Here is a 25,743-nt window from a genome sequence, read left to right on the forward strand (position 1 = left end):
CAACTGATCAGTGAACGGGTAGCTCGACGCCGTCGAACAGTTCTTCCAGTTCCTGCTTGTTGTGGCACTGAATGGCTTTGGCCATGACTTCGCGAGTCAGATGCGGGGCGAACTTCTCGATGAAGTCGCACATGAAGCCGCGCAGGAAAGTGCCGCGACGGAAACCGATCTTGGTCACGCTCGATTCGAACAATTCACTGGCATCCAGCACCACCAGATCGTTGTCGAGCTTGGTGTCGACTGCCATTTTAGCGACGATGCCCACGCCCAGACCCAGACGCACGTAAGTCTTGATCACGTCGGCGTCGGCGGCGGTGAACACCACTTTCGGCGTCAGGCCGCGATGGCTGAAGGCTTCGTCGAGTTTCGAACGGCCGGTGAAACCGAACACGTAAGTCACGATCGGGTATTCGGCCAGCGCTTCCAGGGTCAGCTTTGGCAACTTGGTCAGCGGATGGCCCTGCGGTACGACCACGCAACGATTCCAGCGGTAGCACGGCATCATCACCAGATCGCCGAACAGCTCCAGCGCTTCGGTGGCGATGGCAAAATCCACAGTGCCATCAGCGGCCATTTCGGCGATCTGCATCGGCGAACCCTGGTGCATGTGCAGCGCCACGTCCGGGTATTGCTTGATGAAATTGCTGATCACCGGCGGGAGTGCATAACGTGCCTGGGTGTGGGTGGTGGCGATCGACAGGGTGCCTTTCTTCTCGTTGGAGAATTCCTGGGCGATCTGCTTGATGCTTTCGACCTTGCGCAGAATCTCACCGGCGGTGGTGATGATGCGCTCGCCGGCCGGGGTCACGCGGGTCAGGTGTTTGCCGCTGCGGGCAAACACTTCGACACCGAGTTCGTCTTCCAGTAGGCGGATTTGTTTACTGATGCCCGGTTGCGAGGTGTAAAGGCTTTGGGCTGTAGCGGAAACGTTGAGGTCGTGGTGCGCCACTTCCCAGATGTAGCGCAATTGTTGAAGCTTCATATGAATCCCTCAAAGCAGGTAGACGCCACGGGCATCAGCGACGGTATATAACTATATTAATGGTTTGAATAATAAATCTAGAACTTTTTTATCAAAGCGCCATTATTCCTGCCTTAGCGATCCTCCCGCCGCCGCCGCTCCACTAACGGCACCAGATAAACCGGCACCTTGGCCAATTGCAGGACCCGCGCCGCCGTGCGCCCCAACGGCGTTTCCGCGCCCACCCCATGGCTATGACTGCCTACGATCAGCAGATCGACAGAGAGTTTCTGCACCTGGTCGAGAATCACCTGCGACGGATCGCCCTGCAGCACGCGTACTGCGCGAATGCGCTGCAGATCCTGTTCGCCTTCATCCCCCAGTTCTTCGCGAAAACTGTCCAGCACCCGCTGCTCGATATTGGCGATGACAGTTTTCAGACCCTGACTGTGAAATTCGTTCAATGCCTGCTCGTCGAGATAGCTCTGCAACACCGATTCGGCAAACAGCCCCATCGGCTCCACCGCGTGCACTACATACAAATCGGCATTGAACGTTCGCGCCAACGCCAGGGCATGCTGCATCACCAACGGTGCGTACAGACCGAGGTCAGTGGCATACAGCATCGAACGAATCATATGACCTCCTCGCGTGCCAACATGGCGGAGATTTGATTCAGCTTAGCAGTGCCTTGACGAGTACGACGTGCGACGCAACGTCTTGAAGCACAGGGCTTTAGATGGACGGCTCATTGCTGATGCCGTGAGGCACATGACCGGTGGCGACCACTTCGCGGGCGAGTTCGCAGTGACCGGCCTGATCGTCGAAAAACACGTCGGCGGCGAAGGCTTCAAGGAACGCCGATTTGGTCAGGCCACCGAGAAACAGTGACTCGTCGAGACGAATGTCCCACTCGCGCAAGGTGCGGATCACCCGCTCATGGGCCGGCGCCGAACGTGCAGTGACCAGCGCCGTGCGGATCGGGCAATCGTCATCGGGAAACTCGCGCTGCAACAGATTGAGCGCCGCCAGAAAGCCCTTGAACGGCCCACCGCGCAACGGCTCGCGAGCCGACTCACGCTCCTTGGCCTGGAACGCTTCGAGCCCGCCGGACTGATAGACGCGTTCCGACTCGTCGGAAAAAATCACTGCGTCGCCGTCGAAGGCGATGCGCAATTCGTCACTGGCCGCACGACTGGCACCACCGGACAGAATCGTCGCCGCTGCGAATCCGGCATCCAGCGCCGCGCGCACGTCTTCGGCATGGGTCGAAAGAAACAGGTCGCAACCAAAGGCTTTCAGATACGGATACGGACTGCGCCCGCCAACAAACGCCGCGCGGGAAATCGCCAGACCGTAATGGTGAATCGAGTTGAATACGCGCAGGCCGGTGTCGGCACTGTTGCGCGAGACCAGAATCACCTCGACCCGCGCGCGGCCGAGGCGACTGTTGAGTTTCAGGAGTTTTTCCACCAGCGGAAAAGCATCGCCAGGTGCGAGGATTTCGTCTTCATGCTCAATCTGGTATTGCCGATAGGCTTCGACACCGCTCGACAGGTAGACCTTGTGGCTCTCGCTCAGGTCGAACAGGGCACGCGACGAAATCGCCAGCACCAGTTTGTCATCGATGTTCTTGGCCATGCCTTCCCCCGCCCTTCACAAAAAAAAAACGACCTAAACGTTGCGCCGGTCGATAAAACGTAAATTACGATACAGCGCTTCGATGCGCGGCAGCTCACAGCCCGCCGCTTTGGCCGCTGCCAGTGGCCGAGCGTAAATCGCCTCCAGCTCCAGCGGTCGCTTATGTAAAAAGTCGTGGTACATGCTCGGCCAGTAGTCGGGCATTTTCTCGGTCATCATGAACAGATAATCGGCGTATCCCGGCGGTATGTCCTGGCCGCAGGCCTTGGCACCCTGCACCACTTCGGCCATCAACGCCTGGATCTGCATGCGGCTGTCGGCGTCCGCCATCAGCGGCGTGGTGCTGGCGCCGAGCAGTACCGAAAGTCCATTGTAGGGGATGTTCCAGACCAGTTTTTGCCAGCGCGCCTGGTGCAGATTGGGCATCGCCTGGGAATCGATTCCGGCAGCGCGGAACAACCCGGAACCCTCCTCGACAATCGCCATGCGTGCGGCGTCAGCGCTGGACGGACCACTGTGATAACCGACGTTCACCGCGCCCAAGGCTTGGTGGGTAACTTGTCCAGGCCCCTCGCGATGCACGCAGATCAGGCACAAACCGCCCAACAGGTGCAGGGAGTCGGGGAGCCGTTCACGCAAACTGTCTTCGACGTCGAGACCGTTTTGCAGCACCAGCACTTTCGCATCCGGTTTGGCCGCTTGAATGATCGACGGAGCCAGGCCGGCGTTGCTGGTGGTCTTCGCCCCCACTAACAGCCAGTCGCACTTGGGCATGTCTTCGGCGGCGGAATAGGCCTGCGCCGGATGCAATGTCAGCGGGCCATGCACCGCGCTGTTGATTTGCAAACCGCGCTCAGCCACCGCCGAAAACTCGCTGCGCAACAGAAAGTGCACATCGAAACCGGCGCGCGCGAGCATTACGCCGTAAAAACCACCAATTGCGCCGGTGCCGATGATCCCTACGACCGGTTTATTCACTGCCCCCATCATGGCAACTCCTCTGCAATTCGCCCCAGTGCCTGCGCCAGCGCCGCGTTCAACGCATCGGTCGTCAGGCGCGTGTGCAATGCCCCAAAGAACTCGCCGTCGCGCACCACGAACAACGCCGGTAAATGAAAGACCTGATAGCGCTCGACCAACCCGCCGTTGTCGCCGGCATCGATCCAGCACAGACGATCAATCCCCAGCGCCATAGCCGGCAACACTTCGCGGGCATATCGGCAACTGGCGCAGCCGACGCTGGTAAAAATCACCAGCGAAACGCCGCTCATCGCCAATAGCCGTTGGTCGGCGTCGAAATCGGTCAGTTCGGATTCGACCACTATACTGGGGGAAACAATGTCAAATGGCTGACACAGGGAGTCTGTGCTCATGGGACGTTTCATTCCTCATCCGGACGAGGTGCCGGTTGAATTAACCTTGCTCAAGCCTGAGTGTATTTCCAGGCAACAGCTGCACACTATCAGCCTCGGCGGCATCGCTTGCAATTACCACCGTGCCTGGCGCCATGGCACGGCGCTGCAAGTGCGCATGCCGTCACTGCATGCCGACATTTGTTATCCGGGCTACGTGGCGTGGTGCCTGCGGCGCAAAAAAGGCTATCTGGTGGGCATCGCGTTTACCGATGAGCAGACGCTGTTCAGTGCGCGAATGGGTGAGCAAGTGTGTCAGATCGAGCGCTACTGCCGCATGCATGACACCCACGATGACCTGCAAGAAATTCAGGCGGTGGCCCTGCAATGGGTCGAGCAACACGCCGACGAGTTCTCCCACGACAGCGTGCGCAAGGCTTTTGCGCAGCCAGCGCTGGACTAAAGCGCCTTTTGCCCATTGTCGAGCAGGCGCTTTACGCGCTAAGGTTCCGCTCCCCGACGCGCTTAAATCTGCTGTGCTCCGCCGCGCGGGGATCGCTGGCGGCCGGCACCCGTGACCTGACGAGTAAACGATGGCTGATTTACCGATCAACGACCTAAACGTCGCCTCTAACGAGACCCTGATCACTCCCGATCAGCTCAAGCGTGATATTCCTCTGAGCGATGCTGCCCTGCGCACCGTCACCAAGGGCCGCGAAGTCATTCGCAACATTCTTGATGGCACCGACCACCGTCTGTTCGTAGTGATCGGCCCGTGCTCGATCCACGATATCAAGGCTGCCCACGAATACGCCGATCGCCTCAAGGTGCTGGCTGCGGAAGTCTCCGACACCCTGTACCTGGTCATGCGCGTGTATTTCGAGAAACCACGGACCACCGTGGGCTGGAAAGGCTTGATCAACGATCCTTACCTGGACGACTCGTTCAAGATTCAGGACGGTCTGCACATCGGTCGTCAGTTGCTGCTGGATCTGGCCGAAAAAGGCCTGCCGACCGCGACCGAAGCCCTCGACCCGATCTCCCCGCAGTATCTGCAGGACCTGATCAGTTGGTCGGCCATCGGCGCACGTACCACTGAATCGCAGACTCACCGTGAGATGGCTTCCGGCCTGTCCTCGGCAGTCGGCTTCAAGAACGGCACCGACGGCGGTCTGACTGTGGCGATCAACGCCTTGCAGTCGGTGTCCAGCCCGCACCGCTTCCTCGGCATCAACCAGGAAGGTGGCGTGTCGATCGTCACCACCAAAGGCAATGCCTACGGTCACGTGGTGCTGCGCGGTGGTAACGGCAAGCCGAACTACGATTCGGTCAGCGTTGCCCTGTGCGAGCAGGCGCTGAACAAAGCGAAGATCAAGCCGAACATCATGGTCGACTGCAGCCACGCCAACTCCAACAAGGATCCGGCCCTGCAACCGCTGGTGATGGAGAACGTCGCCAACCAGATCCTCGAAGGCAACCAGTCGATCATCGGCCTGATGGTCGAAAGTCACCTGAATTGGGGCTGCCAGGCGATTCCGAAAGACCTCGCCGACCTGCAATACGGCGTGTCGATCACCGATGCCTGCATCGACTGGTCCGCTACCGAGAACACCCTGCGCAGCATGCATGCCAAGCTCAAGGATGTTCTGCCAAAACGCCAGCGCAGCTGATACGCGTTTTACAGGCATAAAAAAACGCCGGGCAATGCCCGGCGTTTTTGTGTGTGCGATTCAGATCTTGGCGGCGCGGCGCTGATGACGCTCCATGTAGCGCTCGACGTAGGAGCACGACGGGATCACCGTGTAGCCCATTTCTTCGGCGTACTGCAGCGCGCTTTCGGTCAGCGCTGCGGCAATGCCACGGCCACGCAGGGCGTTGGGCACAAACGTGCGATAGATATCCAGGGTCTGTTTCCCCAGATCCATATAAGTCAGGTAGGCACGATGACCGTCCACATTGGTCTCGAACTGATGACCAGCCTGGTCATGGTGGATGGACAACGCCTCGCTCATCACTACTCCTCGCGGGTCTTGAATTCTGACCCCTACCTTACCGATGTTTTTCCGGCGAAGGAACATCTACGCCACCCCGTGCCTGATGGACACCGAGAAGAGCCACACCGATCTCGCGCAACCTGGCACCTGATAAATAGTAGGCACCATTGGCAAAAATGCTCAAGGTACGCTCGTCATCAAGCGGGTTGACGGGGGTTGCTCCGATGGACGCAGGGTGGGCCTGGAAGAAGATCTTGCCAAACCGGTCACCTGAACATTGCCGGATGTTGAGACTTAAGACGTGCAGCCTTTTTTAAAGTCACCTCAACATGGACAAAGATAAGCGAAGCAGCACGCAAATTCGGAACAAAAGTGTCGACGTATTCATCTAGAAAGACTTTAGCCAAGACTGCAAAAACAGCACGTGGCAACGGGAACTTTTTCTCATTAACTCGCTCAGCTCGGGGCTTGTAGCTGTATATTTTTTAAACAGCACAGTTAAAAGTTGCTCGAAAAAGAATCAACGCCTACAATTTTTTTTGCTTCTTGCCTTACGTCAGTTTACTTACTACAAGTAATGGGTAGTATGTACGCCGGCTATTTCCTCAATCGTGAGGAGACAGCCACTTAATTGAAAGTCCTTGAAGGGGAACACGATGAACAACGTTCTGAAATTCTCTGCTCTGGCTCTGGCCGCAGTTCTGGCTACCGGTTGCAGCAGCGCATCGAAAGAAACCGAAGCACGTCTGACCGCTACTGAAGACGCAGCTGCTCGCTCCCAGGCTCGTGCAGACGAAGCTTACCGTAAAGCTGATGAAGCTCTGGCTGCTGCTCAAAAAGCACAACAGACTGCTGACGAAGCTAACGAGCGTGCTCTGCGCATGCTGGACAAAGCTAGCCGCAAGTAATAATCCTTCGGGGTTGTTATCGAGCCGACCCGATTTTTCGGGTCGGCTTTTTTGTGCCCGATGCTTTTGCCCGGGCATTAAAAAACCCGCCGGCGCTGTACGCATCGGCGGGCCTTTAACCTCGACTTACTGCTGCAAGTCGATCGGTGTACTCGAAACCATCGGGGCCGAGGCACTCGGCTTGCCGATTTCCGTTGGCAGGCCATCTTCAGCCGCGACCACATCACGCACCACATCCCAGTTCACGCGCAGGTTGCTGGTGACGTCTTCACGCTTGAGCATCGCGTTGATCACCGCAGTGTGCTTGTCGACCACCGACGGGTTGCCCTTGTCGTCGATCGGCGTGTGCGCTTCCAGATAAACCTTGCCGCCACTGCTGCCGAACTTGTAGGCATCGTTGAGGATACGCACCGATGTGCCTACCGGCACCATGCCGGCCATTTCCAGCACGTTATTGTTGAACATGCGGAAGCAGCCGTGACTGGTGCGCATGCCGATACCGAATTTCTTGTTCGAACCGTGGATCAGGTAACCCGGCGTACCCAGGGTGAACTTGAACGGGCCCAACGGGTTGTCTGGGCCGGCCGGCACTACGTTTGGCAGCGGATCACCGTCTGCGGCGTGTTCAGCCTTGATCGACGCTGGAGGCGTCCAGGTCGGGTTTGGCGTTTTGGCGATGATCGAGGTGTGTGCGATTGGCGAGCCCCAACCCTCACGACCGATACCCAGCGGGAACGTGTACACCACGTTGCGGCCTTTCGGGAAGTAGTAGAGACGGTATTCGGCAAGGTTGATAACGATGCCTTCGCGCGGGCCCGGCGGCAGAATGAAACGGGTCGGCAGGACGATTTCGGTGCCGGCACCCGGCAACCAGGCATCGACGCCCGGATTGGCCGCGACCATCTCCGAGTAACCCAGATCGTACTTCGTGCCCAGATCGGCGAAGGTATCTTCGTACTTGGCTTTGATCACCTGCACCTGACCGATGATGTCTTCACCGGGTGGTGGCAGGGGAAACTCCAATGCAGCAACGGGACCGGCCACACACAGGGCGGCAAGTGACAGGCAGCGGGTGACGGCAGGAAAGCGCGGCAACATCCGGAAAATCCTTCGCATGATCAACAAGGGTATAAGAGCGCGATTGTACACCGCACTTTGAATATTCGGGGAGATCACCCCATTGCAGGCGACAAGGTGTTCCAGGTGGGAGCGAGCTTGCTCGCGAAAGCGGTGGGTCAGTCGCCAAAAATGTTAACTGACTTGGCCTCTTCGCGAGCAAGCTCGGCTCCCACAGAATCAGAGCTCGAAACGCAGCTCTGGCCAGATCGGCGAGGTGCCGCGCTTCTGCGATTCCAGAATCGCCCGGCACAGCGAGCACAGGCGCTGATCCTGAAACACCCGGCGATCGACGCTCGACCAGCGCGGTTGCGCCGGCAGCAAGCTGCCGCACAGGGTGCGATCAGCCGAGCCACCGAGTTCGAGTTGACGGGTCACCAGATGCACCCGCACTTCCTGGCAGGCGAACAGATCCAGCTGTTCGTCAGGCTCGATCAGTTGGTAGGCAAACAGGGACCAGGCAGAACGCGACATCGGGGGCTCCAGACAAGGGGGCGCCACATTAGCCGAAAGCCTGTCCTTAGAAAAGCCTCATAACAGCGGTTTTAGCGTCGGCCAGACATTTTCCAGCAACTTGCCCTGAGCCCCGGCTGCCGGGTGCAGACCATCGGCCTGCATCAGGTCCGGATGACCGCCCACACCGTCGAGAAAAAACGGCACCAGGGGGATCTTTTTATCGTCGGCGAGTTTGCCGTAGACCTCGGCGAAGGCATCGGTGTAACGCTTGCCGTAATTGGGCGGCAGTTGCATGCCGAGCAGCAGCACCTTGGCCCCGCTCTGACGCGAGCTGTCGATCATCGAGGCAAGATTTTGTTGCAATTGAGTTGGCGGCATTCCGCGCAAGCCATCGTTGCCACCCAGTTCGAGGATCACCAGTTCCGGCTTATGCTCTGCAAGCAGCGCCGGCAGCCGTGCCTGGCCTCCGGCGCTGGTGTCGCCGCTGATGGAGGCATTGACCACTTTATCGTCGAAACCCTCCTGTTTGAGCCGTTGTTCGAGCAACGACACCCATCCCAAGCGGGTATCCAGTCCGAAACCGGCGCTGATACTATCGCCAACGATCAGGACAGTACCCGCCGCTGCGTTCTGGGCCATGCACATCAAGGCCAGGCCAGCACTCAAAAACCACACACGCATCGGATTCTCCATGGGCGCAAGCATTCTCACCGCGAAGAACCTCAGCAAAGTGGTTTCCAGCGCGGAAGGTGAACTGACTATCCTGCACGAACTCAGCCTGGAACTGAACAAGGGCGACAGCCTCGCCATCGTCGGCGCGTCCGGTTCGGGCAAATCCACCCTCCTCGGCCTGCTCGCCGGCCTCGACTTGCCGAGCAGCGGCGAAGTCATCCTCGCCGGCCAGGGCCTGAGCAATCTCGACGAAGACCAGCGTGCACGCATTCGTGCCGAGCATGTCGGCTTCGTCTTCCAGTCCTTTCAGTTGCTCGACAGCCTCAACGCACTGGAAAACGTCATGCTGCCGCTGGAACTCGACGGCCGCAAAGATGCGCGTGAACGGGCCACCGAATTGCTCCAGCGCGTCGGTCTCGGCCAGCGCCTGACGCACTCGCCGCGCCAGCTCTCCGGTGGCGAGCAGCAACGTGTGGCCATTGCCCGCGCCTTCGCAGCCGAGCCTGACGTGCTGTTCGCCGATGAACCGACCGGCAACCTCGACAGCCACACCGGTGAGCGCATCAGCGATTTGCTCTTCGAATTGAACAAGGAACGCGGCACCACCCTGGTGCTGGTGACACACGACGAACGCCTGGCCCATCGCTGCCGGCGCCTGATCCGTCTTGAAGCCGGGCTGTTGGTCGCCCCTCTGGAGCCTTGATGGCACGTTTGCCGCTGTTGCGTCTGTTCAGTCTCGCCATACGCCAACTCATGCGCGATGCCCGCGCCGGGGAATTGCGCGTATTGTTCTTCGCGCTGGTGGTGGCGGTGGCGGCGAGTACCGCCATCGGTTATTTCGGCGCCCGCCTCAACGGCGCCATGATGCTGCGCGCGACCGAATTTCTCGGTGCCGATCTGGTGCTGGAGGGCAGCTCGCCAGCCCGTGAAGAACAGATCAGGAGTGGCACCGAGCTGCGTCTGAAGCATGCGCAAGTGGTGGAATTCTCTAGCGTCATTGCCACCGACAATGGCATTCAGTTGTCGAGCATCAAAGCCGTCGACCGTGCCTATCCGTTGCGCGGCGAACTGAAGAGCGCACCCGCGCCGTTCGCCACCGAAGAAACCGGCGGTGAGCCGCAACCCGGCGAAGCCTGGGTCGAAGCACGCCTGCTGACCGCACTGGATCTGAAAATCGGCGACAGCATCGATGTCGGCATGAAGACGTTGAAACTGGCCCGAGTACTGACGTATGAACCGGATCGCGCCGGCAACTTCTATAGCCTCACGCCGCGGGTCATGATCAACCTCGACGACCTCGCGGCCACCGGCGTGGTGCAACCCGGCAGCCGCGTGAGTTACCGCGAGCTGTGGCGCGGTGAACCGCAGGCGCTGGAAACTTATCGACAACTGATCAAACCCGGGCTCGCCGCGAATCAGCGGATTCAGGACGCCCGCGATGGCAACCGGCAGATCGGCGGTGCACTCGGTAAGGCCGAGCGCTATTTGAATATGGCTAGTCTGGTCGCCGTCTTGTTGGCCGGAGTGGCGGTGGCATTGTCGGCCAACCGTTTCGCCAGTCGCCGTTTCGACGCCAGTGCCTTGCTGCGCTGCCTCGGTCTGTCGCGGCGGGAAACCATGGTGCTGTTCAGTCTGCAGTTGACTGTACTCGGGCTGTTCGCCGCACTCAGCGGTGCGCTGCTCGGCTGGCTGGCGCAACTGGGTCTGTTCGCACTGCTGCATGATTTGCTGCCAAGCGATGTTCCACCGGGCGGTGTGTTTCCTGCCATTGCCGGGATCGGCACCGGGCTGGTCGCCTTGGCCGGTTTCGCCTTGCCGCCACTGGCCGCATTGGGTCGTGTGCCGCCGCTGCGTGTATTGCGCCGCGACATGCTGCCGATTCCGTCGAGCACCTGGATGGTTTACGGCGCAGCATTAGGCGCCCTCGGCCTGATCATGTGGCGCCTGAGCCTCGATCTGCTGCTGACATTCGCTCTGCTCGGCGGTGGTGTGGTCGCCGCGTTGGTATTGGGCGGTTTGCTGTTGTTGCTGCTGCAAAGCCTGCGGCGGATGCTCGCCCGTGCTTCGCTGCCATGGCGCTTGGGCCTGGGCCAGTTGCTGCGGCATCCGTTGGCAGCGGCCGGTCAGTCGCTGGCCTTCGGCCTGATTCTGCTGTCGATGGCCTTGATCGCCCTGCTGCGCGGCGAATTGCTCGACACCTGGCAAAACCAGTTGCCGAAAAACGCGCCGAACTACTTCGCCCTGAATATTCTGCCGGCAGATAAACAGGCTTTCACCGATCACCTGATAAAAGTGTCCGCGCAAGCCGCACCTCTTTATCCGGTCGTACCCGGCCGATTGATCAGCATCAACGGCGAAGCTGTGCAGCAAATCGTCAGCAAGGATTCGGCAGGCGATCGCGCTGTGCAGCGCGACTTGAGCCTGACCTGGGCGGCGGATTTGCCGGCGGGCAACAAGCTCACTGCCGGTGAGTGGTGGAAAGATCAGCCAACCGACGGTGTTCCCGGCGTATCGGTGGAAGGCAAAGTCGCCGAAAGCCTCAAGCTCAAACTCGGCGATCACATGGCGTTCAGTGTCGGCGGGGTCAACCGTGAAGCGAAGGTCACCAGCCTGCGCGAGATCAACTGGGACAACTTCCAGCCGAACTTCTTCATGATCTTCCAGCCCGGCACCTTGAAGGATCTGCCGGCGACTTACCTGACCAGCTTCTATCTGGCCCCCGGCCATGATCAGCAGATCGTCGAACTGTCGCGCGCATTCCCGGCGGTGACCATTCTTCAGGTCGAGGCCCTGCTGGAACAACTGCGCAGCATCCTCGCCCAAGTCACTTTGGCGGTCGAATATGTGTTGTTGTTTGTGTTGGCGGCGGGTATGGCCGTGCTGTTTTCCGGTTTGCAGGCAACGCTGGATGAACGTATCCGCCAAGGTGCACTGTTGCGTGCATTGGGCGCGGAGCGGCAGTTGCTGATCAAGGCGCGGCGCATCGAATTCGGCCTGCTCGGTGCAGTCAGCGGATTACTCGCCGCGATCGGCTCGGAAGTGGTGAGTCTGGTGTTGTATCGCTACGCGTTCGATCTGCCGTGGCATCCGCATCCGTGGTTGCTGGTGCTGCCGTTGATTGGCGCGGCGTTGATTGGTGGTGCCGGTGTATTCGGTACGCGTCGGGCACTCAACGCAAGTCCACTGACAGTGTTGCGTGAGGGTTGATAGACTCAAGCGGTCTTAATCAAAAGAAGTTGCCATGAGCCGTTATCGCCCTCCCCGCACCGCCGGCACCGCGCTGATCACCCCTGAAGGTGAAGCGCGGATGCGCGCCGAATTCCATGAGTTGTGGCATGTGCGCCGCCCGCAAGTGACGCAATCGGTCAGCGAGGCCGCGGCTCAGGGCGATCGTTCGGAGAACGCCGAGTACACCTATGGCAAGAAGATGCTGCGCGAGATCGACAGTCGCGTACGCTTTCTCACCAAACGCCTGGAAGCGTTGAAAGTCGTCAGTGAAAAACCCAGCGATCCGAACAAAGTCTACTTCGGCGCCTGGGTGACCATCGAAGACGAAGAAGGCAAGCAATCGCGCTACCGCATCGTCGGCCCCGATGAACTGGATCTGAAACTGGGCCTGATCAGCATCGACTCGCCACTGGCCCGCGCCTTGATCGGCAAGGCGCTGGATGCTGAAGTCCGGGTGCAGACGCCGACCGGCGAGCAGTTCGTTTACATCGTCGCCATCGACTATCCGTAAAGCGAATCAGCGGCGGGTGATCAGGCCCTGCCGCGCAACGCGCACCAGTTGCTTGATCATCTCCGGCGCATCTTCAGCGCTCGGCGTCTGAATCACCGCCAGATCAAAACTGTCACTGGCAAAACGTGACAGCGACTCGCCGTCTTCAACGAACTGGATCAGGAACGCGGCAGGACCGCCACTGCGCCGTGGCCAGCCATCGAGATAACGCAGCAGCGTTGGCTGATGTTTGCCGCCAAGGAGAATTTTCGGGTTGCGTTGAGTGATATGCGCAGTGATCGGCGCGGGACGTGCTGGAGGGCGTAGTGCATTCATCATGTCGTGTCTCTGCCTCAAAAGTCTGCATGGCAGGTGAGAGGCAACACCGAACCAGCGCTTTAGCGGTATTTCGAAGCCCTGTTCCGGCTTCTGACGGCAACTGTTGAAGTCACCTGGCGCCCCGCAAGTAGCTGTTTAAATCGGCGCATGGGCAACATCCTAGAGAACGTGACCGATCAGTGTCAAGAATCAGCCGCAACAAAAAAGGCCCGCACAATGCGGGCCTGTTCCTTGAGCCAGAGTGCTTAACCGGCGATGGCGCGGTCCACCGAGAGCTTGCCGGCGCCTTCGATCAGGACGGCGAGGCTGCCACCGAGCAGAGCCAGGGCGAACTCGTAACCGTTGTTGGCCATAAACAGACCGTTGCTGATGTGAACGGTGAAGATCGCCACCAGCGACAGAAAGGTCAGACCCAATGCTGCCGGACGCACCAGCAGGCCAATGATCAACGCCAGGCCAGCGAAGAACTCAGTACCGCCCGCCAATGTGGCCATCAGGTAGCCCGGGTGCAGACCGATGCTGTCCATGTACTGCGCGGTGCCCGCCAAACCGTAACCACCAAACAGACCGAAAAGTTTTTGCGAACCGTGAGCCGCAAAGATTACGCCGACAGCAATGCGCAGGATGGTCAGACCGTAGCCAGCGCGGGTGAACAGTACTTTGTTGATCAGAGAGCTCATGGGGCGTTCCTTGTTTTTGCGAGAAGTTATGTGTGTTGGTTGGCCGCTATATTAATCAATAAATTTCATGTTAAAAGCGCAAATATTCCGCCATAACAATCAGTTTATTAGATCATTTCCGTGAGACGACTTTTTGCGCCCCGGGCTCCAACGACTCCCGCTCCCGGTCGAACGCCAAGTAATACTTGTTCACGCTATTAACATAGCTGACCGGCCCCATTCCTACCTGCTCCATGGCAATGCGTTCGACCTGGAAGAACCACTGATTAGGGTTCAGTCCACGCCGCCGTGCTTCAGCGCGCATGCCCTGCACGCGCTCTGGGCCGATGTTGTAGGCCGCCAACGTGAAAGCCATGCGTTCACGCTCATTGAGCTTGGGGCTGTTGAAGAACTTGCGGCGGATCATCGCCAGGTACTTGGCCCCGGCCTGCACATTCGCATCGAGATTCTGAATGTTGTTCACGCCGACTCGCTGAGCGGCAGAAGGCGTGATCTGCATCAGCCCGGTCGGACCACTGCCGCTGCGGGCATTGGGTTGCAGGCGTGACTCCTTAAACGCCAGTGCAGCCAGATTCAGCCAGTCCATGTTCTGCGCGTCGGCATGCTTTTGCAGGGTCGGGCGCAGTTTTTCCAGGCGCTGGCGATCAGCCTTGGCCAAGGGATAGTGGACTTGATAGAGACGGCGATAGATGCGCAAAAACGCGGCATCTTCGTTGGACGGTTTCTTGTAACCGCCGAGAAAGCGATCGATGCTCGCGCGTAACATCGAGGCGTCGCGGCGTACGAACCAGTACTCCTCGCCCGGCTCACTGATTATCAGTTGCCGGTCAAAACGCAGCTTCGGCAGGATCTTGCCCCAACGCTCAGCGATAGGTTGCTCGACGATGGTCAGGTGGAAAATGCCACCCTGAACCATCTCCAGCACGTCTTCGACCGCCAGGGTCGGATCGACCCATTCGATCTTGATCGGCGCCAATTTGTGCAACGCCAGTTTCTGATTGAGCTGACTGACCGCCTCCCCCGCCGCACTGCCGGTCGGCAACGCCAGGGTTTTGCCGGAAAGCTGCTCGACCTTGGTGTAGCGCCGCTCGCCCTTGATCCCGACCAGCACCAGCGGCACATTGCTGGCAATCGGTTCGCTACTGGCGACCGCGAAGCCCGCTTGCAAATCGAGCAATTCGCCCGGCGCGACCAGATCACCCTCGCCCCGCTGCAAGGCGCCGAGCAGTTGGTCCTTGGCTTTGGGAATGATCTTGAGGGTGATTTCCTGACCATCGCGGGCATGGCCGTTGAGGTATTGCTCGAAGGCGCGCAGGCGATGGTATTCGACGCCGATGGCCTGGCCCTGGACTTCGCCGGAGCTGTTGCGGCTCTGATTGACCAGCACCCGCAACACGCGGCTGCTACGAATCTCGGACAAGTCGCGCACCTTGGCCGCCGGCACGGCTTGCAGCGGCCCGGGCAGGCGCGCAACCGCCGTCATCGGCAGTAGCAGCGAGCCACACAACAGGAGCAAAACCGAGGGACGAACCATCCACTCTCCGGAAAGAATACGGGGCGATTTCATTGTAAAAACGTCGAAATCACCGACGAAAACAGAGCGCCATGAGCGCTGGCAACGTGCGAGAGACTGGCACAGTAATGGCACTTCTACCAAACCGGTCTGCGTCGCGGCATCAACAGACAGCTATAAGTCATTGTAGTTCTTGGCTTTTCTTATGAATCTACAGCTCTGGTATGCTTTCCGGCCTTCGGCCCGAGGTAGCAACCATGCAACTCATCGATATCGGCGTCAACCTGACCAATCCCAGTTTCGCCGACAAACATCAGGCCATACTTGATCGCGCCTATGCCGCGGGCGTGTGCCAACTGGTGCTGACCGGCACCAGCGTCGAGGGCAGCGAGCAAGCCCTGGAGCTGTGCCAGCAACTCGATGAAAGCGGCCAGCGACTGTTCGCCACCGCCGGTATTCATCCGCATTCGGCCAGTGACTGGAACGGTGACAGCGCAAGCCGTTTGCGCAGTCTGCTGCAGGAGAAAAACGTGGTAGCCGTGGGTGAATGCGGGCTGGATTTCAACCGTGATTTCTCGCCGCGCCCACAGCAGGAAAAAGTCCTTGAGGAACACTTGGCGCTAGCCGTTGAACTGCAAATGCCAGTGTTCCTGCACGAGCGTGATGCCAGCCAGCGCCTGCTGGAAATCCTCAGAGACTTCCGCGATCAATTACCCGCCGCTGTGGTGCATTGCTTCACCGGCGAGCAAAAAGCCTTGTTCAGCTATCTCGACCTGGATCTGCATATCGGCATCACCGGCTGGATCTGTGATGAGCGACGCGGCACGCATTTGCATCCGCTGGTGAAAGAGATCAAACGCGGGCGCTTGATGCTGGAAAGCGATGCACCTTATTTGCTGCCGCGCACGCTGCGTCCGAAACCGAAGAACGGCCGCAATGAGCCGGCGTATCTGACTGAAGTGCTGCGTGAAGTAGCGTTGCATCGTGGCGAAACCGAGGAAGATCTGGCGGCGCACACCACCGCGTGTGCCCGCGCGTTCTACAACCTCCCCCCCTCCCCTGACACCCCCCAATTTCCTCTGTAGGAGTGAGCCTGCTCGCGATGGCGGCAGCTCATTCAACATTGAGGTGACTGACACACCGTCATCGCGAGCAGGCTCACTCCTACAAGGGCGGGACCGTGCGGTCTGTTGACTCATATCAAGATCCGCAGATCTGCATAGCGGCACAATAATGGCACCTTGCCAAAACTGTTTCCGCTATCAGAGAAGACCTCCATGGGTGCCTGGCTTAGCAATATCTCGCTGAAATACAAATTCTGGGCGGTCAATGCGGTCGCCTTCGTCACCACCCTGCTGCTGGTGCTGTACGCCGTGCAGCTCGAACAACAGGCGCGCAGTCACGCATCACAGGCCTCGGCGCAAGCCCAGGCACAACTGCTTAAAGCCTGGCCGGTCGGTCAGCCATTGCCCAAAGCCGATCAGGTGTTGACCTTCAAACGCGGCGAAGCACCGCGCCTGAACGATCAACCCTTGCTTGAAATCACGGAAAGCAACGGCTGGAACGAGATCAATCACCTGCCGCTGTTCGGCGACAATCCGTTGATGGGCGCCGAAGTGTTCAGCCGCGCCGATGGTCAGCAGGTCGCGGTGATTGCCTATGGTCCGAGCCTGAGCCAAGTGTTCAGCGAACGTTTCGCCAACTATGCGGTGGCAGTGTTCATCCTGATGTTCGCCATGCTGTGCGCCTCGCAACTTTTAATCCGCTTCCTGCTCAGCCAGCTCAACACCTTGAAAGACGTGATGCTCCACGTCGAGAAAAGCGGCGATCTCTCGGCCCGTGTGCCGCTGGCCGGTAAAGACGAAGTCGGGCAGATGGCCAATGCGTTTAACGCGATGCAGGCCGGTTACCAGCGCGTTGTGACGACCGTCGCCAACACCGCACGGCAACTGGATGTCGGCGCGGCACGGCTGGCGTCGAGCATGAACGAAGTGCGCCACGGCATGCTCGGCCAGCAGAGCGAAACCGATCAGGCCGCCACCGCGATCAACGAAATGACCGCCACCGTTTACCACATCGCCCAGCACGCCGGCGCCACACGCGACCTGTCGCAGACCGCCGATGGCCTCGCCGGCAGCGGTCAGCAAGTGGTCGCGCGGGTGCAGCAGTCGATTGCCGGACTCTCCAGCGGGGTGCAGCAGACGGCCGAGATGATTCAACGGCTGGCCGAGGACAGTCAGAAGATCAACGGCGTGGTCAGCGTGATTCACAGCATTGCCGAGCAGACCAATCTGCTGGCGCTGAATGCCGCCATCGAAGCAGCCCGCGCCGGCGAGATGGGCCGGGGGTTTGCCGTGGTCGCCGATGAAGTGCGTAACCTCGCCAAACGCGTGCAGACCTCGACCGACGAGATCACCACGATGGTCTCGGCCTTGCAGGCTGGCACTCGCGATGCGGTGGATTTCATGCAGGAAAGTTCGTACAAGGCCGACGATTGTGTGCAGCAGGCGCAAGAGGCTGGTGCGGCGCTGGCGGAAATCACCGGGGCAGTGGCGCAGATGCGTGAGAGCAATACGCAGATTGCCGTGGCGGCAGAGCAGCAGAGCCAGGTCGCCGAAGAGATGAATCGGGCGGTGGTGAGCATTCGTGATGTGACCGAGAACACAGTGCAGCAGACTGTGGATTCGGCGACGACCAGTAATGAGTTGGCGACGTTGGCTGGGGAGTTGAGCAAGGCGATCGGTCAACTGAAACTCTGATGCCCCCTTCGCGAGCAGGCTCGCTCCCACAAGGGGATTTGTGTGCGCACCGATCCAATGTGGGAGCCTGCTCGCGAAAGCGTCAGCCCCGGCAACATCGAATCTTGCGATGACGCCTATCACCTCAATAGCCAACCTTGATTCGCCGCCCTCCGTGCCCAGGCCTATTCTTCAACCATGTGTTCAACAAGGATCGAGGAGTAGAAAACATGGGCAAACGTCACCCCAACCTTCCCGCGTGGCAATGGCGCGCGTACCCGGGCAATCATCAGCACCCGACCAATCTGGTGCTGCATCTGATTGCCGTGCCGTTGTTTATCGTCGCGTTTCTGCTGATCGTCTCCGGAGTGTTCAGCCTGAGTCTGGCCAGTGTGGCCATCGGCGTGATCGGCATCATCGCGGCGCTGGGTTTGCAGCGCCACGGCCACAGCCTGGAGGCGCAAGCCTCCGAGCCGTTCAGTGATCGTAAAGACGCGATGTCGCGTTTACTGGTCGAGCAGTTCCTGACCTTCCCGCGCTTCTTTCTCAGTGGCGGCTGGTGGCGCGCCTGGCGTGAACGCCACCGTCGGCATTGAGTCAGGCGAAAATCGTAACGGTCTGGCGACTCATGGCAATCAACTCTCCTTCCGCGCTCCACAGCTTGGCGGCGACATGGCCGTAGCCGTCGGCGGCGTATTCGATATCGGCCAGATACTGACACCAGTCCAGCGTGCTCAAATCGTGTAGCGGCTGCACGAATTCGATGGTCCAGGTCAGCGTGCTACCCGGTGCCGGCTTCTTCAGATATGGCAACAGCGCGGGCGGCCACGCGTCCACCAGGGCCAGCAGATGCGCCTCGTTGACCGGTTCTTCTTTGACATCTCCGCGTAACCGCACCCAGCCGCCCATCAGCCGCGATTGCGTGCCGGTGAACGGCATGCCGCCGACGCTCCAGCGCATCGCCAAATGACGCATGAATTCTGGCGTCACGCCTTTGATGTAAGGCAACTCCTGGCATTCATCCCAGTGCTTCATTGATGGCGCCGGATAGGCTTCGACTGCCACCTCCGACGGCCGCGACGCACCGAAGCTGCCTTGAACGATCGTTACCACCTGACCATTCTGCATCGCCCGGCCCATGACCTGGCTGACGGCCTTGCCTTCGCGCAGTACATCGACTTCGAAACTCACCGGGACTTCAGGTTCGACAGGGCCGACAAAGGTGATCGCCAGCGAACGCACCGGGCGATCCGCCGGTACTTTTGCGCGCATGGCTTCGTATTGCAGCGCGGCCACCAGACCACCGAAACTGGCACGGCCCTGGCCCCATTCGGCAGGGATCGTCAGTTCCGGTTGGCGGCGGACCGCCTCGAGCAGATCGCTAAAGCGCATGGCAACCTCAGAAAACAAGAAAGGAATGCAGGGATCTTAACCAGAGCTGCAGAGCGCCGCAGCGTCTATTCCGGTCAAATGGGCTGACAGAAAGGCCTTACACCTATATCCGCCATATTGAAGATCCCTTGTAGGAGCGAGCCTGCTCGCGATAGCGGTATGACAGCCAACACAGTTGTTGAATGTCATACCGCTATCGCGAGCAGGCTCACTCCTACAGGGATTTGTGGTGATTCAGGATTATTTGAAACAGGCTGAACTGAGTTTTTCCAGCACGCGATCTGCCTTGCTTTCGGCTTTGATCATGGTCGCCTGCCAAGTGGCGACACAGGGCTGCAGATCCGCCTCAAGCTCAGCCTTCGCCAGCCACTGCCAGCAATCGTGCCAGTCGCCCAGCGCGCCTTGGGCAGCCTTGAGGCGAGCCAGCGCCGCCTCGGGCAAGCGGTCGAGTTCGGGATAGGCCTCAATGCCGTAACGCACGCGCTTGATCAGCAAGCGCAGGCGATGGCGGTCGTGAGCGGGATCGTGCAGCGCCTCGTCGAGCTTCTGCCATTGCTTGCCCAAGCGCTTTTCGATGCGTTTGTCCAAGCCCTTGAGCAAGCCCTGACGCTGTGAGGCGCGCAGGAATCGCGGGAAAGCGTCGAGAATCATCAGCAGCGAAGCCACCTCGGCGCTCGCCGCCAGCGCCGGATAAGCCTCGGCCATCTGCGCCATACGCCGTTGCGCGGCCTCAGGCTGATCATGCAGGAGCAGATACGCCGCGAGCACCTCGCGATCACGCCACGGCGTGGTCAATTGGCCGACCGCCGAAGCGGCATCTTCCAGTTGTTCGACACCGGGCAGACCGCGCAATGGCCGCAACAGACTGCGCAAGCGCCGCACCGTGGTGCGCAGATCATGCAGCGCCTCGGGGTCGGTCCGTGCAGTGAGCCGTGCCTGACAGGCCAGCAGGCGCACTTCCAGACTCAGGACATGAGCCACCAACCGGTCAACCAACGCAGACATCACTTGCTCCTGATTCAAATGGCTTCAAGGTTCATTTTGCCGCTCAGTCAAAGCAGCGTCCTTGCTTCACGTCAGCAGCTTAGCGGCCGGCGCGGGATTCGCGAATGTAGAAACGCGCCTTCTCGGCTTTCTTGCTGCAACCTTCGAAACCCTCGAATTGCTGCTGGGTCTTCGCGGCGGTCAGCAGCGACAACGCTTTGGAGTAGCTGACGGTACCGGCAAAGCCTTCGGCCTTGGCCAGATCCAGCTCATGCCAAGCCGCGTCGAGCTGGCTGCCGCAGCTGTCGCGGTAAGCGGTTTTACCGGCGCAACCGGCCAATGCCAGAGCCATCAACGGCACACAGATCCAGGCTTTCATCACTCACACCTCAAATAGGTCAACAGTCGTGCAGGTAAGACGGCCTGGCTACGAAAAAGTGCCTTGCCGGCGGGTGAAACCGCGCAACTCAGAAGGATAGCGCTGAAGGGCCATGCAGTAGCGAAAAAACGACGTCACCGGCGCACTCAACGACCTCGGCGATTGAGCCTGCCCGGCGATGGGTGCATTGTGGAACCTTGTCGGGAGGACGCTGGATGAAAAAAAAACGTGTCGCGCTGGTACTGGGCTCCGGTGGCGCCCGGGGCTATGCCCATATCGGGGTCATTGAAGAGATCGAGAAACGCGGTTACGAAATCGCCTGCATTGCCGGGTGTTCGATGGGAGCCGTGGTCGGTGGGATCTATGCCGCCGGCAAACTCGACGTGTACAAGAACTGGATCGAAAGCCTCGACTATCTGGATGTGCTGCGCTTGGTCGACGTGAGTTTTCGCCTCGGCGCGATTCGCGGCGAAAAGGTCTTCGGGCAGATCCGCAAGATCGTCGGTGAGGTCAACATCGAAGACTTGCGCATCCCCTACACCGCCGTCGCCGCCGACCTCACCAACCAGCAAGAAATCTGGTTCCAGGAAGGCTGCCTGCATCAGGCGATGCGCGCCTCGGCGGCGATTCCCAGCCTGTTCACCCCGGTGATGCAAGGCAATCGCATGCTGGTCGACGGTGGCATTCTCAACCCATTGCCGATCGTGCCAGTGGTGTCGAGCCACTGCGATCTGATCATTGCGGTCAATCTCAATTCGACCAATCAGCGTCACTACAAACTGCCGGTGATCCAGCGCCCTGCCGCTTTTCGCTCACGCTTCGACAGCCTGATCAGTTCGCTGGGATCGAAGATGCCATTCCGCCGTACACAGGCCGAGCAATTGTTGCGGCTCGAACAGGAAGCGCTGCGCGCCGAAGCGGCGGACATCAATCCCTGGCTGGACGGCGCCGAGCCGGAGAGCCAGCAACCGGCAGCCGCGCCCGAGCGTGAAGGCGCACCGAAATCGGCGACCGGTTCATTCATCATCGATAACGTCGGACCGGCCTCGTTGCTGGACTTGATCAACCAGAGTTTCGAGGTCATGCAGACCTCGCTGGCGCAGTACAAGATCGCCGGATATCCGCCGGATATCCTGATCAATGTACCGAAGCGGGTGTGCCGATTTTTCGAGTTTTACAAGGCGCCGGAGTTGATCGCGTTGGGGCGCGAGATTGCCCGGGATACGCTGGATCGGTATGACAGTGAGCAGGGGTGATCGGGCCTGATTTCTCGGCTGTGTTTGATGACATCTTCGCGAGCAGGCTCGCTCCCACAGGGGATTAGTGAACGACGCAGATCCAGTGTGGGAGCGAGCCTGCTCGCGAAGAGGCCAGATCAGCCAACATCACTCAACAGCCGATAGCCAACCCCGGCCTCCGTGACAATAAACCGCGGCCGCGTCGGGTCATCCGCCAGTTTCTGGCGCAAATGCCCCACCACAATCCGCAGATAATGGCTGTCCTCGGTGTGCGTCGGCCCCCAGATATCCTTGAGCAATTGTTGCTGGGTAATCACCCGCCCCGGATGCCGTGCCAGTTGCGCCAGCACCGCGTATTCCTTGCGGGTCAGCGCCACTTCGACACCGTCGAGCAACACCCGCCGATAAGCCAGATCCACGGTCAGCGGGCCGAAGCTCAGCGCCGCCTGCTGCGCCTCCCCTGCCGGCGCCTGACGCAACAAGGCGCGGACTCGGGCGAGAAACTCCTGAATGCCAAACGGCTTGGTCACGTAGTCATTGGCGCCGCCATCCAGCGCCTGGACTTTCTGCCCTTCGCTCGCGCGCACCGACAGCACCAGCACCGGCGCCGTCGCCCACTCGCGAAACTCGCGCAGCACTTGCTGGCCATCCATGTCCGGCAGGCCTAAATCGAGCACCAGCAGGTCCGGTTTGTTCAGCGCCGCTTGCGCCAAACCCTCGGCACCGTTGCCGGCCTCGAGCACTTTATAGCCCTGTGAGGTAAGGCTGATGCGCAGGAACTTACGGATCTGCGGTTCGTCGTCGATGACCAAAATGGTCGTGGTCTGGCTCATGAATTCACATCAACACAAATGATTGGCAAGAGAGTAGCGCAGTCAGCTTCAGCCTTCATCGTCCATCCCCGGTTGCGTCTGCAACGGCAAGTGCAAAGTGATGCAGGTGCCGTGTCCCTCGATGCCGTCGGCGACGCTGATGCGCCCGCCGTGCGCGCCAACCATGCCCTGACAGATCGCCAGGCCGAGGCCCGTGCCCTGGCCGCCACGATCACCCCGGGCAGCGGTGTAGAACATGTCGAAAATCTTCGCCCGCTCGTCCTCCGGAATCCCCGGCCCTTCATCGCTGACCGAGAAGAAAATCTCTTGGTCACTCGCGCCTGCGCTCAGTTGCAAGCGACCGTGAGCGGGTGAGAAACGCGCTGCGTTTTCCAGCACATTGACCAGCGCCTGCTCGATCAGCGCGGCATGCACGAACAACAGCGGCAATTCACTAGGCACATCAGTGCTGACCTGCAACGGCGCGAGCACCGCGCGCAGGCGATTGAGCGAACTGCCGACGATATCGGCCGGCGACACCCAGTCCCGCGCCAGCTTCAGCGCGCCGTGGCCGAGCCGGGTCATGTCGAGCAGATTCTGGATGTAGCGATCGAGGCGCTCGGCTTCATCGCGGGTGCCTTCGAGCAGTTCACGACGATCTTCCAGCGGGATGGCTTCGCCGAGTGCCAACAGGCTGTCGATGCTGCCGCGCATGGCCGTCAGCGGCGTGCGCAAATCGTGGGATACGGAGGCCAACAAGGCACTGCGCAGTTGTTCGGTTTCACCGTGCAGGCGTGCGGCTTCCAGGTCATCAGCCAACTGCGCGCGCGCCAACGCTTGGGCGAGCGGCTGACTCAACGCGGTGAGCAAACGCCGACGCTGGCCGCTCAAGGTCTGGCCTTCTTTCGCACAGACCCCGAGCAGCGCCAGCGGCCCGTCCTCGACCGACAGCGGCCACCACCACCAGCGTCCGAACGGCAGTGTGCCAGTGCCCATGCCTGCCGGTTGATCGTGTTGCCAGGCCCAGTCAGCGGCGGCGCGTTCGGACTCGGTAAACTCCAACGGCCCGCCGGTCTCGACCTTCCAGCCGCCCTGCCCGTCCCGGTTGAGCAGGCATAACTGCAGATCGCTCCAGCCATTGAGGTGTTGCGCGGCAGCGCTGACCACCGCTTGGCGATCGGTCGCAGCGGTGAGTTTGCGCGACAGATCGAGCAGTTCAGTGGTCTCTTCCTGGGTGTCGCGCAGGGCCTGCAATTGCCGACGCTGACGCGCCGCGAGGTTGCCGGTGAGCGCTGCCATCAACAGGAAGAACAGCAAGGTCAGCACGTCTTCTTCGCGCTGAATGCTGAAGGAAAAATTCGGCGGGATAAACAGGAAGTCATAGGTCAGAAACGACAGCGCGGCACAGGCCAGCGCCGGGCCGAGACTGCTGCGCACCGCCACCAGCAGCACCGCCGCAAGGAACACCAGCGAGATGTTCGGCAGCGGCAGCACGCTCGACACTGCCCATGCCAGGGCGGTGGCCAATACGGTGGCGACCAGCGCCAAGGCATAGTCGAACCACACCAGGGTCAGCGCGTTGCGCGGGCGCGGTTGATGCTGTTGCTGATCGCTGTCGAGGACGTTGATCTCCAGCCCGTGAGCCTGACGCAGCAGGCGCGCCGCGAGTCCGCCGCCGAATAGACGCCGGCGTAGATGTGGCCGGGACTGCCCAACCAGAACCAGGCTCGCACGGCGTTCGGCAGCATGCTGGATCAGGGTTTTCGCCACCTCACCGGCGCGCAGCAACACCACTTCACCGCCCAGGCGCTCGGCCAGTTGCTGAGCGCTTTGCAGGCGCAGGCGCGATTGTTCGTCGCGTACGCTGCCGTTATCGACATGCACCAGACTCCACGGTAAATGCCGGCGCTGGGCAACGCGACTGGCGTGGCGCACCAGGCGTTCGGCCTGCGCATCACCATCGACGCCGACCAGCAAGCGCCCGCGCACCGCCGGGGCCGCCTGACCGAGTTGGCGATAGCCTTGGGCGAGATCGTTATCGACCTGTGCGGCAGCGGTTTGCATCGCCAGTTCGCGCAATGCGGTGAGGTTGGTCTGGGTGAAAAACGCATCGATCGCCGCACGCGCCTGCTCCGGCACGTAGACCTTGCCTTCACGCAAGCGCTCGAGCAATTCGCGCGGCGGCAGGTCGATCAGCAGCAGTTCGTAAGCTTCTTGCAGCACCCAGTCCGGCAGGGTTTCGCGCACTTGCACGCCGGTGATGCCGCGCACCTGATCATTGAGACTTTCCAGGTGCTGGACGTTGACCGTGGTGAACACGTCGATGCCGGCGGCGAGCAGTTCCTGAATGTCTTGCCAGCGTTTCGTGTGGCGACTGCCGGGGGCGTTGCTGTGGGCCAGCTCATCGACCAGCACCAGTTTCGGTTTGGCCGCGAGAATGCCGTCGAGGTCCATTTCTTCGAGCATCACGCCACGGTATTCCGAGCGCACCAACGCTTGCTGCGGCAAGCCGCCGAGCAGCGCTTCGGTTTCGGCGCGACCATGGGTTTCGACGACGCCAGCGATGACTTTCACGCCTTGGCGCAATTGCGTGTGGGCGGCCTGGAGCATGGCGTAGGTCTTGCCGACACCGGGAGCGGCGCCGAGGAAAACCTTGAGCCGGCCACGGCCGTCACGGGGCAGGTCTGCTAACAGCGCGTCGGCGCGGCCGGAGTCGCTCATGCTGGGAGTTCTCTCTTGCTGATGTTGATTCGGTGTTCGTTATGGCCCCTTCGCGAGCAAGCTCGCTCCCACATTTGGAACGTGTCCTCCTGTGGGAGCGAGCTTGCTCGCGAATGGCAACATCACAGA

Annotated in this window: 27 protein-coding genes; 10 read left to right on the forward strand and 17 right to left on the reverse strand. The window is 60.2% G+C overall.

From position 1 onward, the window contains the following. Positions 1–7 precede the first annotated feature (7 nt). The 5 genes from cysB to HU754_RS21275 form a co-directional block, all read right to left on the reverse strand. Positions 8–982 (reverse strand): HTH-type transcriptional regulator CysB, encoded by a 975-nt coding sequence (gene cysB, locus HU754_RS21255; RefSeq protein ID WP_003183769.1) that lies wholly within the window; start codon positions 980–982, stop codon positions 8–10. A 113-nt stretch (positions 983–1,095) separates the two neighbouring features. Beyond that, positions 1,096–1,599, reverse strand: a complete 504-nt coding sequence (locus HU754_RS21260; protein ID WP_016985500.1) for a universal stress protein — start codon at positions 1,597–1,599, stop codon at positions 1,096–1,098. Between the two features lie 97 nt (positions 1,600–1,696). Then, entirely contained in the window at positions 1,697–2,602 is a 906-nt protein-coding gene (locus HU754_RS21265; protein ID WP_093435175.1) for a 5'-nucleotidase, read from the reverse strand. A gap of 33 nt (positions 2,603–2,635) precedes the next feature. Further along, positions 2,636–3,592 carry a putative 2-dehydropantoate 2-reductase gene (locus HU754_RS21270; protein ID WP_186620593.1) on the reverse strand — a complete coding sequence of 319 codons (957 nt, stop codon included), beginning with the start codon at positions 3,590–3,592 and terminating at the stop codon, positions 2,636–2,638. Continuing rightward, a complete protein-coding gene (locus HU754_RS21275; RefSeq protein WP_093435180.1) occupies positions 3,589–3,975 on the reverse strand; it encodes a thioredoxin family protein in 387 nt (128 codons plus the stop codon). Before HU754_RS21275 ends, HU754_RS21270 begins: the two co-directional genes overlap by 4 nt. On the opposite strand from HU754_RS21275, the gene HU754_RS21280 reads away from it, so the two are divergent. After that, on the forward strand, positions 3,974–4,417 hold the full coding sequence (locus HU754_RS21280) for a PilZ domain-containing protein (RefSeq protein ID WP_093435182.1): 444 nt from the start codon (positions 3,974–3,976) through the stop codon (positions 4,415–4,417). The genes HU754_RS21275 and HU754_RS21280 overlap by 2 nt on opposite strands. 130 nt (positions 4,418–4,547) lie before the next feature. Further along, on the forward strand, positions 4,548–5,624 hold the full coding sequence (locus HU754_RS21285) for a 3-deoxy-7-phosphoheptulonate synthase (RefSeq protein ID WP_007908583.1): 1,077 nt from the start codon (positions 4,548–4,550) through the stop codon (positions 5,622–5,624). Positions 5,625–5,684: 60 nt separating this feature from the next. On the opposite strand, the gene HU754_RS21290 is transcribed toward HU754_RS21285, so the two are convergent. Beyond that, complete coding sequence (locus HU754_RS21290; protein ID WP_003226804.1) at positions 5,685–5,966, reverse strand: GNAT family N-acetyltransferase; 282 nt, start codon at positions 5,964–5,966, stop codon at positions 5,685–5,687. A 638-nt stretch (positions 5,967–6,604) separates the two neighbouring features. Here HU754_RS21290 and oprI point away from each other — a divergent pair. Then, the gene (oprI, locus tag HU754_RS21295) at positions 6,605–6,856 is read left to right on the forward strand and encodes an outer membrane lipoprotei OprI (protein WP_003199355.1); all 252 of its coding nucleotides are present in this window, start codon (positions 6,605–6,607) and stop codon (positions 6,854–6,856) included. A 126-nt stretch (positions 6,857–6,982) separates the two neighbouring features. Here the strand turns inward: oprI and HU754_RS21300 are convergent, their stop codons facing one another. The 3 genes from HU754_RS21300 to HU754_RS21310 all read right to left on the reverse strand — a co-directional run bounded on the left by HU754_RS21300 (position 6,983) and on the right by HU754_RS21310 (position 9,109). Further along, complete coding sequence (locus HU754_RS21300; protein ID WP_186620591.1) at positions 6,983–7,954, reverse strand: L,D-transpeptidase family protein; 972 nt, start codon at positions 7,952–7,954, stop codon at positions 6,983–6,985. A 198-nt stretch (positions 7,955–8,152) separates the two neighbouring features. Then, a complete protein-coding gene (locus HU754_RS21305) occupies positions 8,153–8,446 on the reverse strand; it encodes a hypothetical protein (RefSeq protein WP_007908575.1) in 294 nt (97 codons plus the stop codon). 57 nt (positions 8,447–8,503) lie between these two features. After that, positions 8,504–9,109, reverse strand: a complete 606-nt coding sequence (locus HU754_RS21310) for an arylesterase (protein ID WP_016985507.1) — start codon at positions 9,107–9,109, stop codon at positions 8,504–8,506. Between the two features lie 10 nt (positions 9,110–9,119). Here HU754_RS21310 and HU754_RS21315 point away from each other — a divergent pair, with 10 nt between their 5' ends. From HU754_RS21315 to greB, 3 genes are read left to right on the forward strand one after another with little or no spacing between them, the layout of a single operon-like run. After that, positions 9,120–9,803 carry an ABC transporter ATP-binding protein gene (locus HU754_RS21315; protein ID WP_186620589.1) on the forward strand — a complete coding sequence of 228 codons (684 nt, stop codon included), beginning with the start codon at positions 9,120–9,122 and terminating at the stop codon, positions 9,801–9,803. After that, positions 9,803–12,307 (forward strand): ABC transporter permease, encoded by a 2,505-nt coding sequence (locus HU754_RS21320; RefSeq protein WP_186620587.1) that lies wholly within the window; start codon positions 9,803–9,805, stop codon positions 12,305–12,307. The genes HU754_RS21315 and HU754_RS21320 overlap by 1 nt, the downstream gene beginning before the upstream one ends. 34 nt (positions 12,308–12,341) lie before the next feature. Beyond that, positions 12,342–12,839, forward strand: coding sequence for a transcription elongation factor GreB (gene greB, locus HU754_RS21325; RefSeq protein ID WP_186620585.1), 498 nt, complete (start codon positions 12,342–12,344; stop codon positions 12,837–12,839). A gap of 6 nt (positions 12,840–12,845) precedes the next feature. Here the strand turns inward: greB and HU754_RS21330 are convergent, their stop codons facing one another. From HU754_RS21330 to HU754_RS21340, 3 genes are all read right to left on the reverse strand, one after another. Continuing rightward, positions 12,846–13,154: a hypothetical protein gene (locus HU754_RS21330; protein ID WP_093435191.1), complete on the reverse strand. Its 309-nt coding sequence runs from the start codon at positions 13,152–13,154 to the stop codon at positions 12,846–12,848. 248 nt (positions 13,155–13,402) lie between these two features. Next, positions 13,403–13,837: a DoxX family protein gene (locus HU754_RS21335; protein ID WP_007908568.1), complete on the reverse strand. Its 435-nt coding sequence runs from the start codon at positions 13,835–13,837 to the stop codon at positions 13,403–13,405. A 112-nt stretch (positions 13,838–13,949) separates the two neighbouring features. Further along, positions 13,950–15,371 carry an MltF family protein gene (locus tag HU754_RS21340; protein WP_116256327.1) on the reverse strand — a complete coding sequence of 474 codons (1,422 nt, stop codon included), beginning with the start codon at positions 15,369–15,371 and terminating at the stop codon, positions 13,950–13,952. Positions 15,372–15,607: 236 nt separating this feature from the next. On the opposite strand from HU754_RS21340, the gene HU754_RS21345 reads away from it, so the two are divergent. The 3 genes from HU754_RS21345 (at position 15,608) to HU754_RS21355 (ending at position 18,684) form a co-directional block, all read left to right on the forward strand. Beyond that, positions 15,608–16,435, forward strand: a complete 828-nt coding sequence (locus HU754_RS21345) for a TatD family hydrolase (RefSeq protein WP_186620584.1) — start codon at positions 15,608–15,610, stop codon at positions 16,433–16,435. 192 nt (positions 16,436–16,627) lie between these two features. Next, positions 16,628–18,109 (forward strand): methyl-accepting chemotaxis protein, encoded by a 1,482-nt coding sequence (locus HU754_RS21350; RefSeq protein WP_186620583.1) that lies wholly within the window; start codon positions 16,628–16,630, stop codon positions 18,107–18,109. A 209-nt stretch (positions 18,110–18,318) separates the two neighbouring features. Beyond that, entirely contained in the window at positions 18,319–18,684 is a 366-nt protein-coding gene (locus HU754_RS21355; RefSeq protein WP_095048527.1) for a DUF962 domain-containing protein, read from the forward strand. Position 18,685: 1 nt separating this feature from the next. On the opposite strand, the gene HU754_RS21360 is transcribed toward HU754_RS21355, so the two are convergent. The 3 genes from HU754_RS21360 to HU754_RS21370 all read right to left on the reverse strand — a co-directional run bounded on the left by HU754_RS21360 (position 18,686) and on the right by HU754_RS21370 (position 20,843). Beyond that, positions 18,686–19,480: an acyl-CoA thioesterase gene (locus tag HU754_RS21360; RefSeq protein ID WP_064120268.1), complete on the reverse strand. Its 795-nt coding sequence runs from the start codon at positions 19,478–19,480 to the stop codon at positions 18,686–18,688. Between the two features lie 240 nt (positions 19,481–19,720). Continuing rightward, positions 19,721–20,485 (reverse strand): CHAD domain-containing protein, encoded by a 765-nt coding sequence (locus HU754_RS21365; RefSeq protein ID WP_186620581.1) that lies wholly within the window; start codon positions 20,483–20,485, stop codon positions 19,721–19,723. 79 nt (positions 20,486–20,564) lie between these two features. Beyond that, positions 20,565–20,843, reverse strand: coding sequence for a hypothetical protein (locus tag HU754_RS21370; RefSeq protein WP_007908543.1), 279 nt, complete (start codon positions 20,841–20,843; stop codon positions 20,565–20,567). A 215-nt stretch (positions 20,844–21,058) separates the two neighbouring features. On the opposite strand from HU754_RS21370, the gene HU754_RS21375 reads away from it, so the two are divergent. Further along, entirely contained in the window at positions 21,059–22,099 is a 1,041-nt protein-coding gene (locus HU754_RS21375; protein WP_093435209.1) for a patatin-like phospholipase family protein, read from the forward strand. A gap of 119 nt (positions 22,100–22,218) precedes the next feature. On the opposite strand, the gene HU754_RS21380 is transcribed toward HU754_RS21375, so the two are convergent. Further along, positions 22,219–22,914, reverse strand: a complete 696-nt coding sequence (locus tag HU754_RS21380) for a response regulator (protein WP_186620579.1) — start codon at positions 22,912–22,914, stop codon at positions 22,219–22,221. A gap of 48 nt (positions 22,915–22,962) precedes the next feature. Further along, the gene (locus HU754_RS21385; protein WP_186620577.1) at positions 22,963–25,614 is read right to left on the reverse strand and encodes a DUF4118 domain-containing protein; all 2,652 of its coding nucleotides are present in this window, start codon (positions 25,612–25,614) and stop codon (positions 22,963–22,965) included. Positions 25,615–25,743: the final 129 nt, after the last annotated feature.

The sequence above is a fragment of the Pseudomonas zeae genome, assembly GCF_014268485.2.
In the GTDB taxonomy this organism is placed as follows: domain Bacteria; phylum Pseudomonadota; class Gammaproteobacteria; order Pseudomonadales; family Pseudomonadaceae; genus Aquipseudomonas; species Aquipseudomonas neuropathica.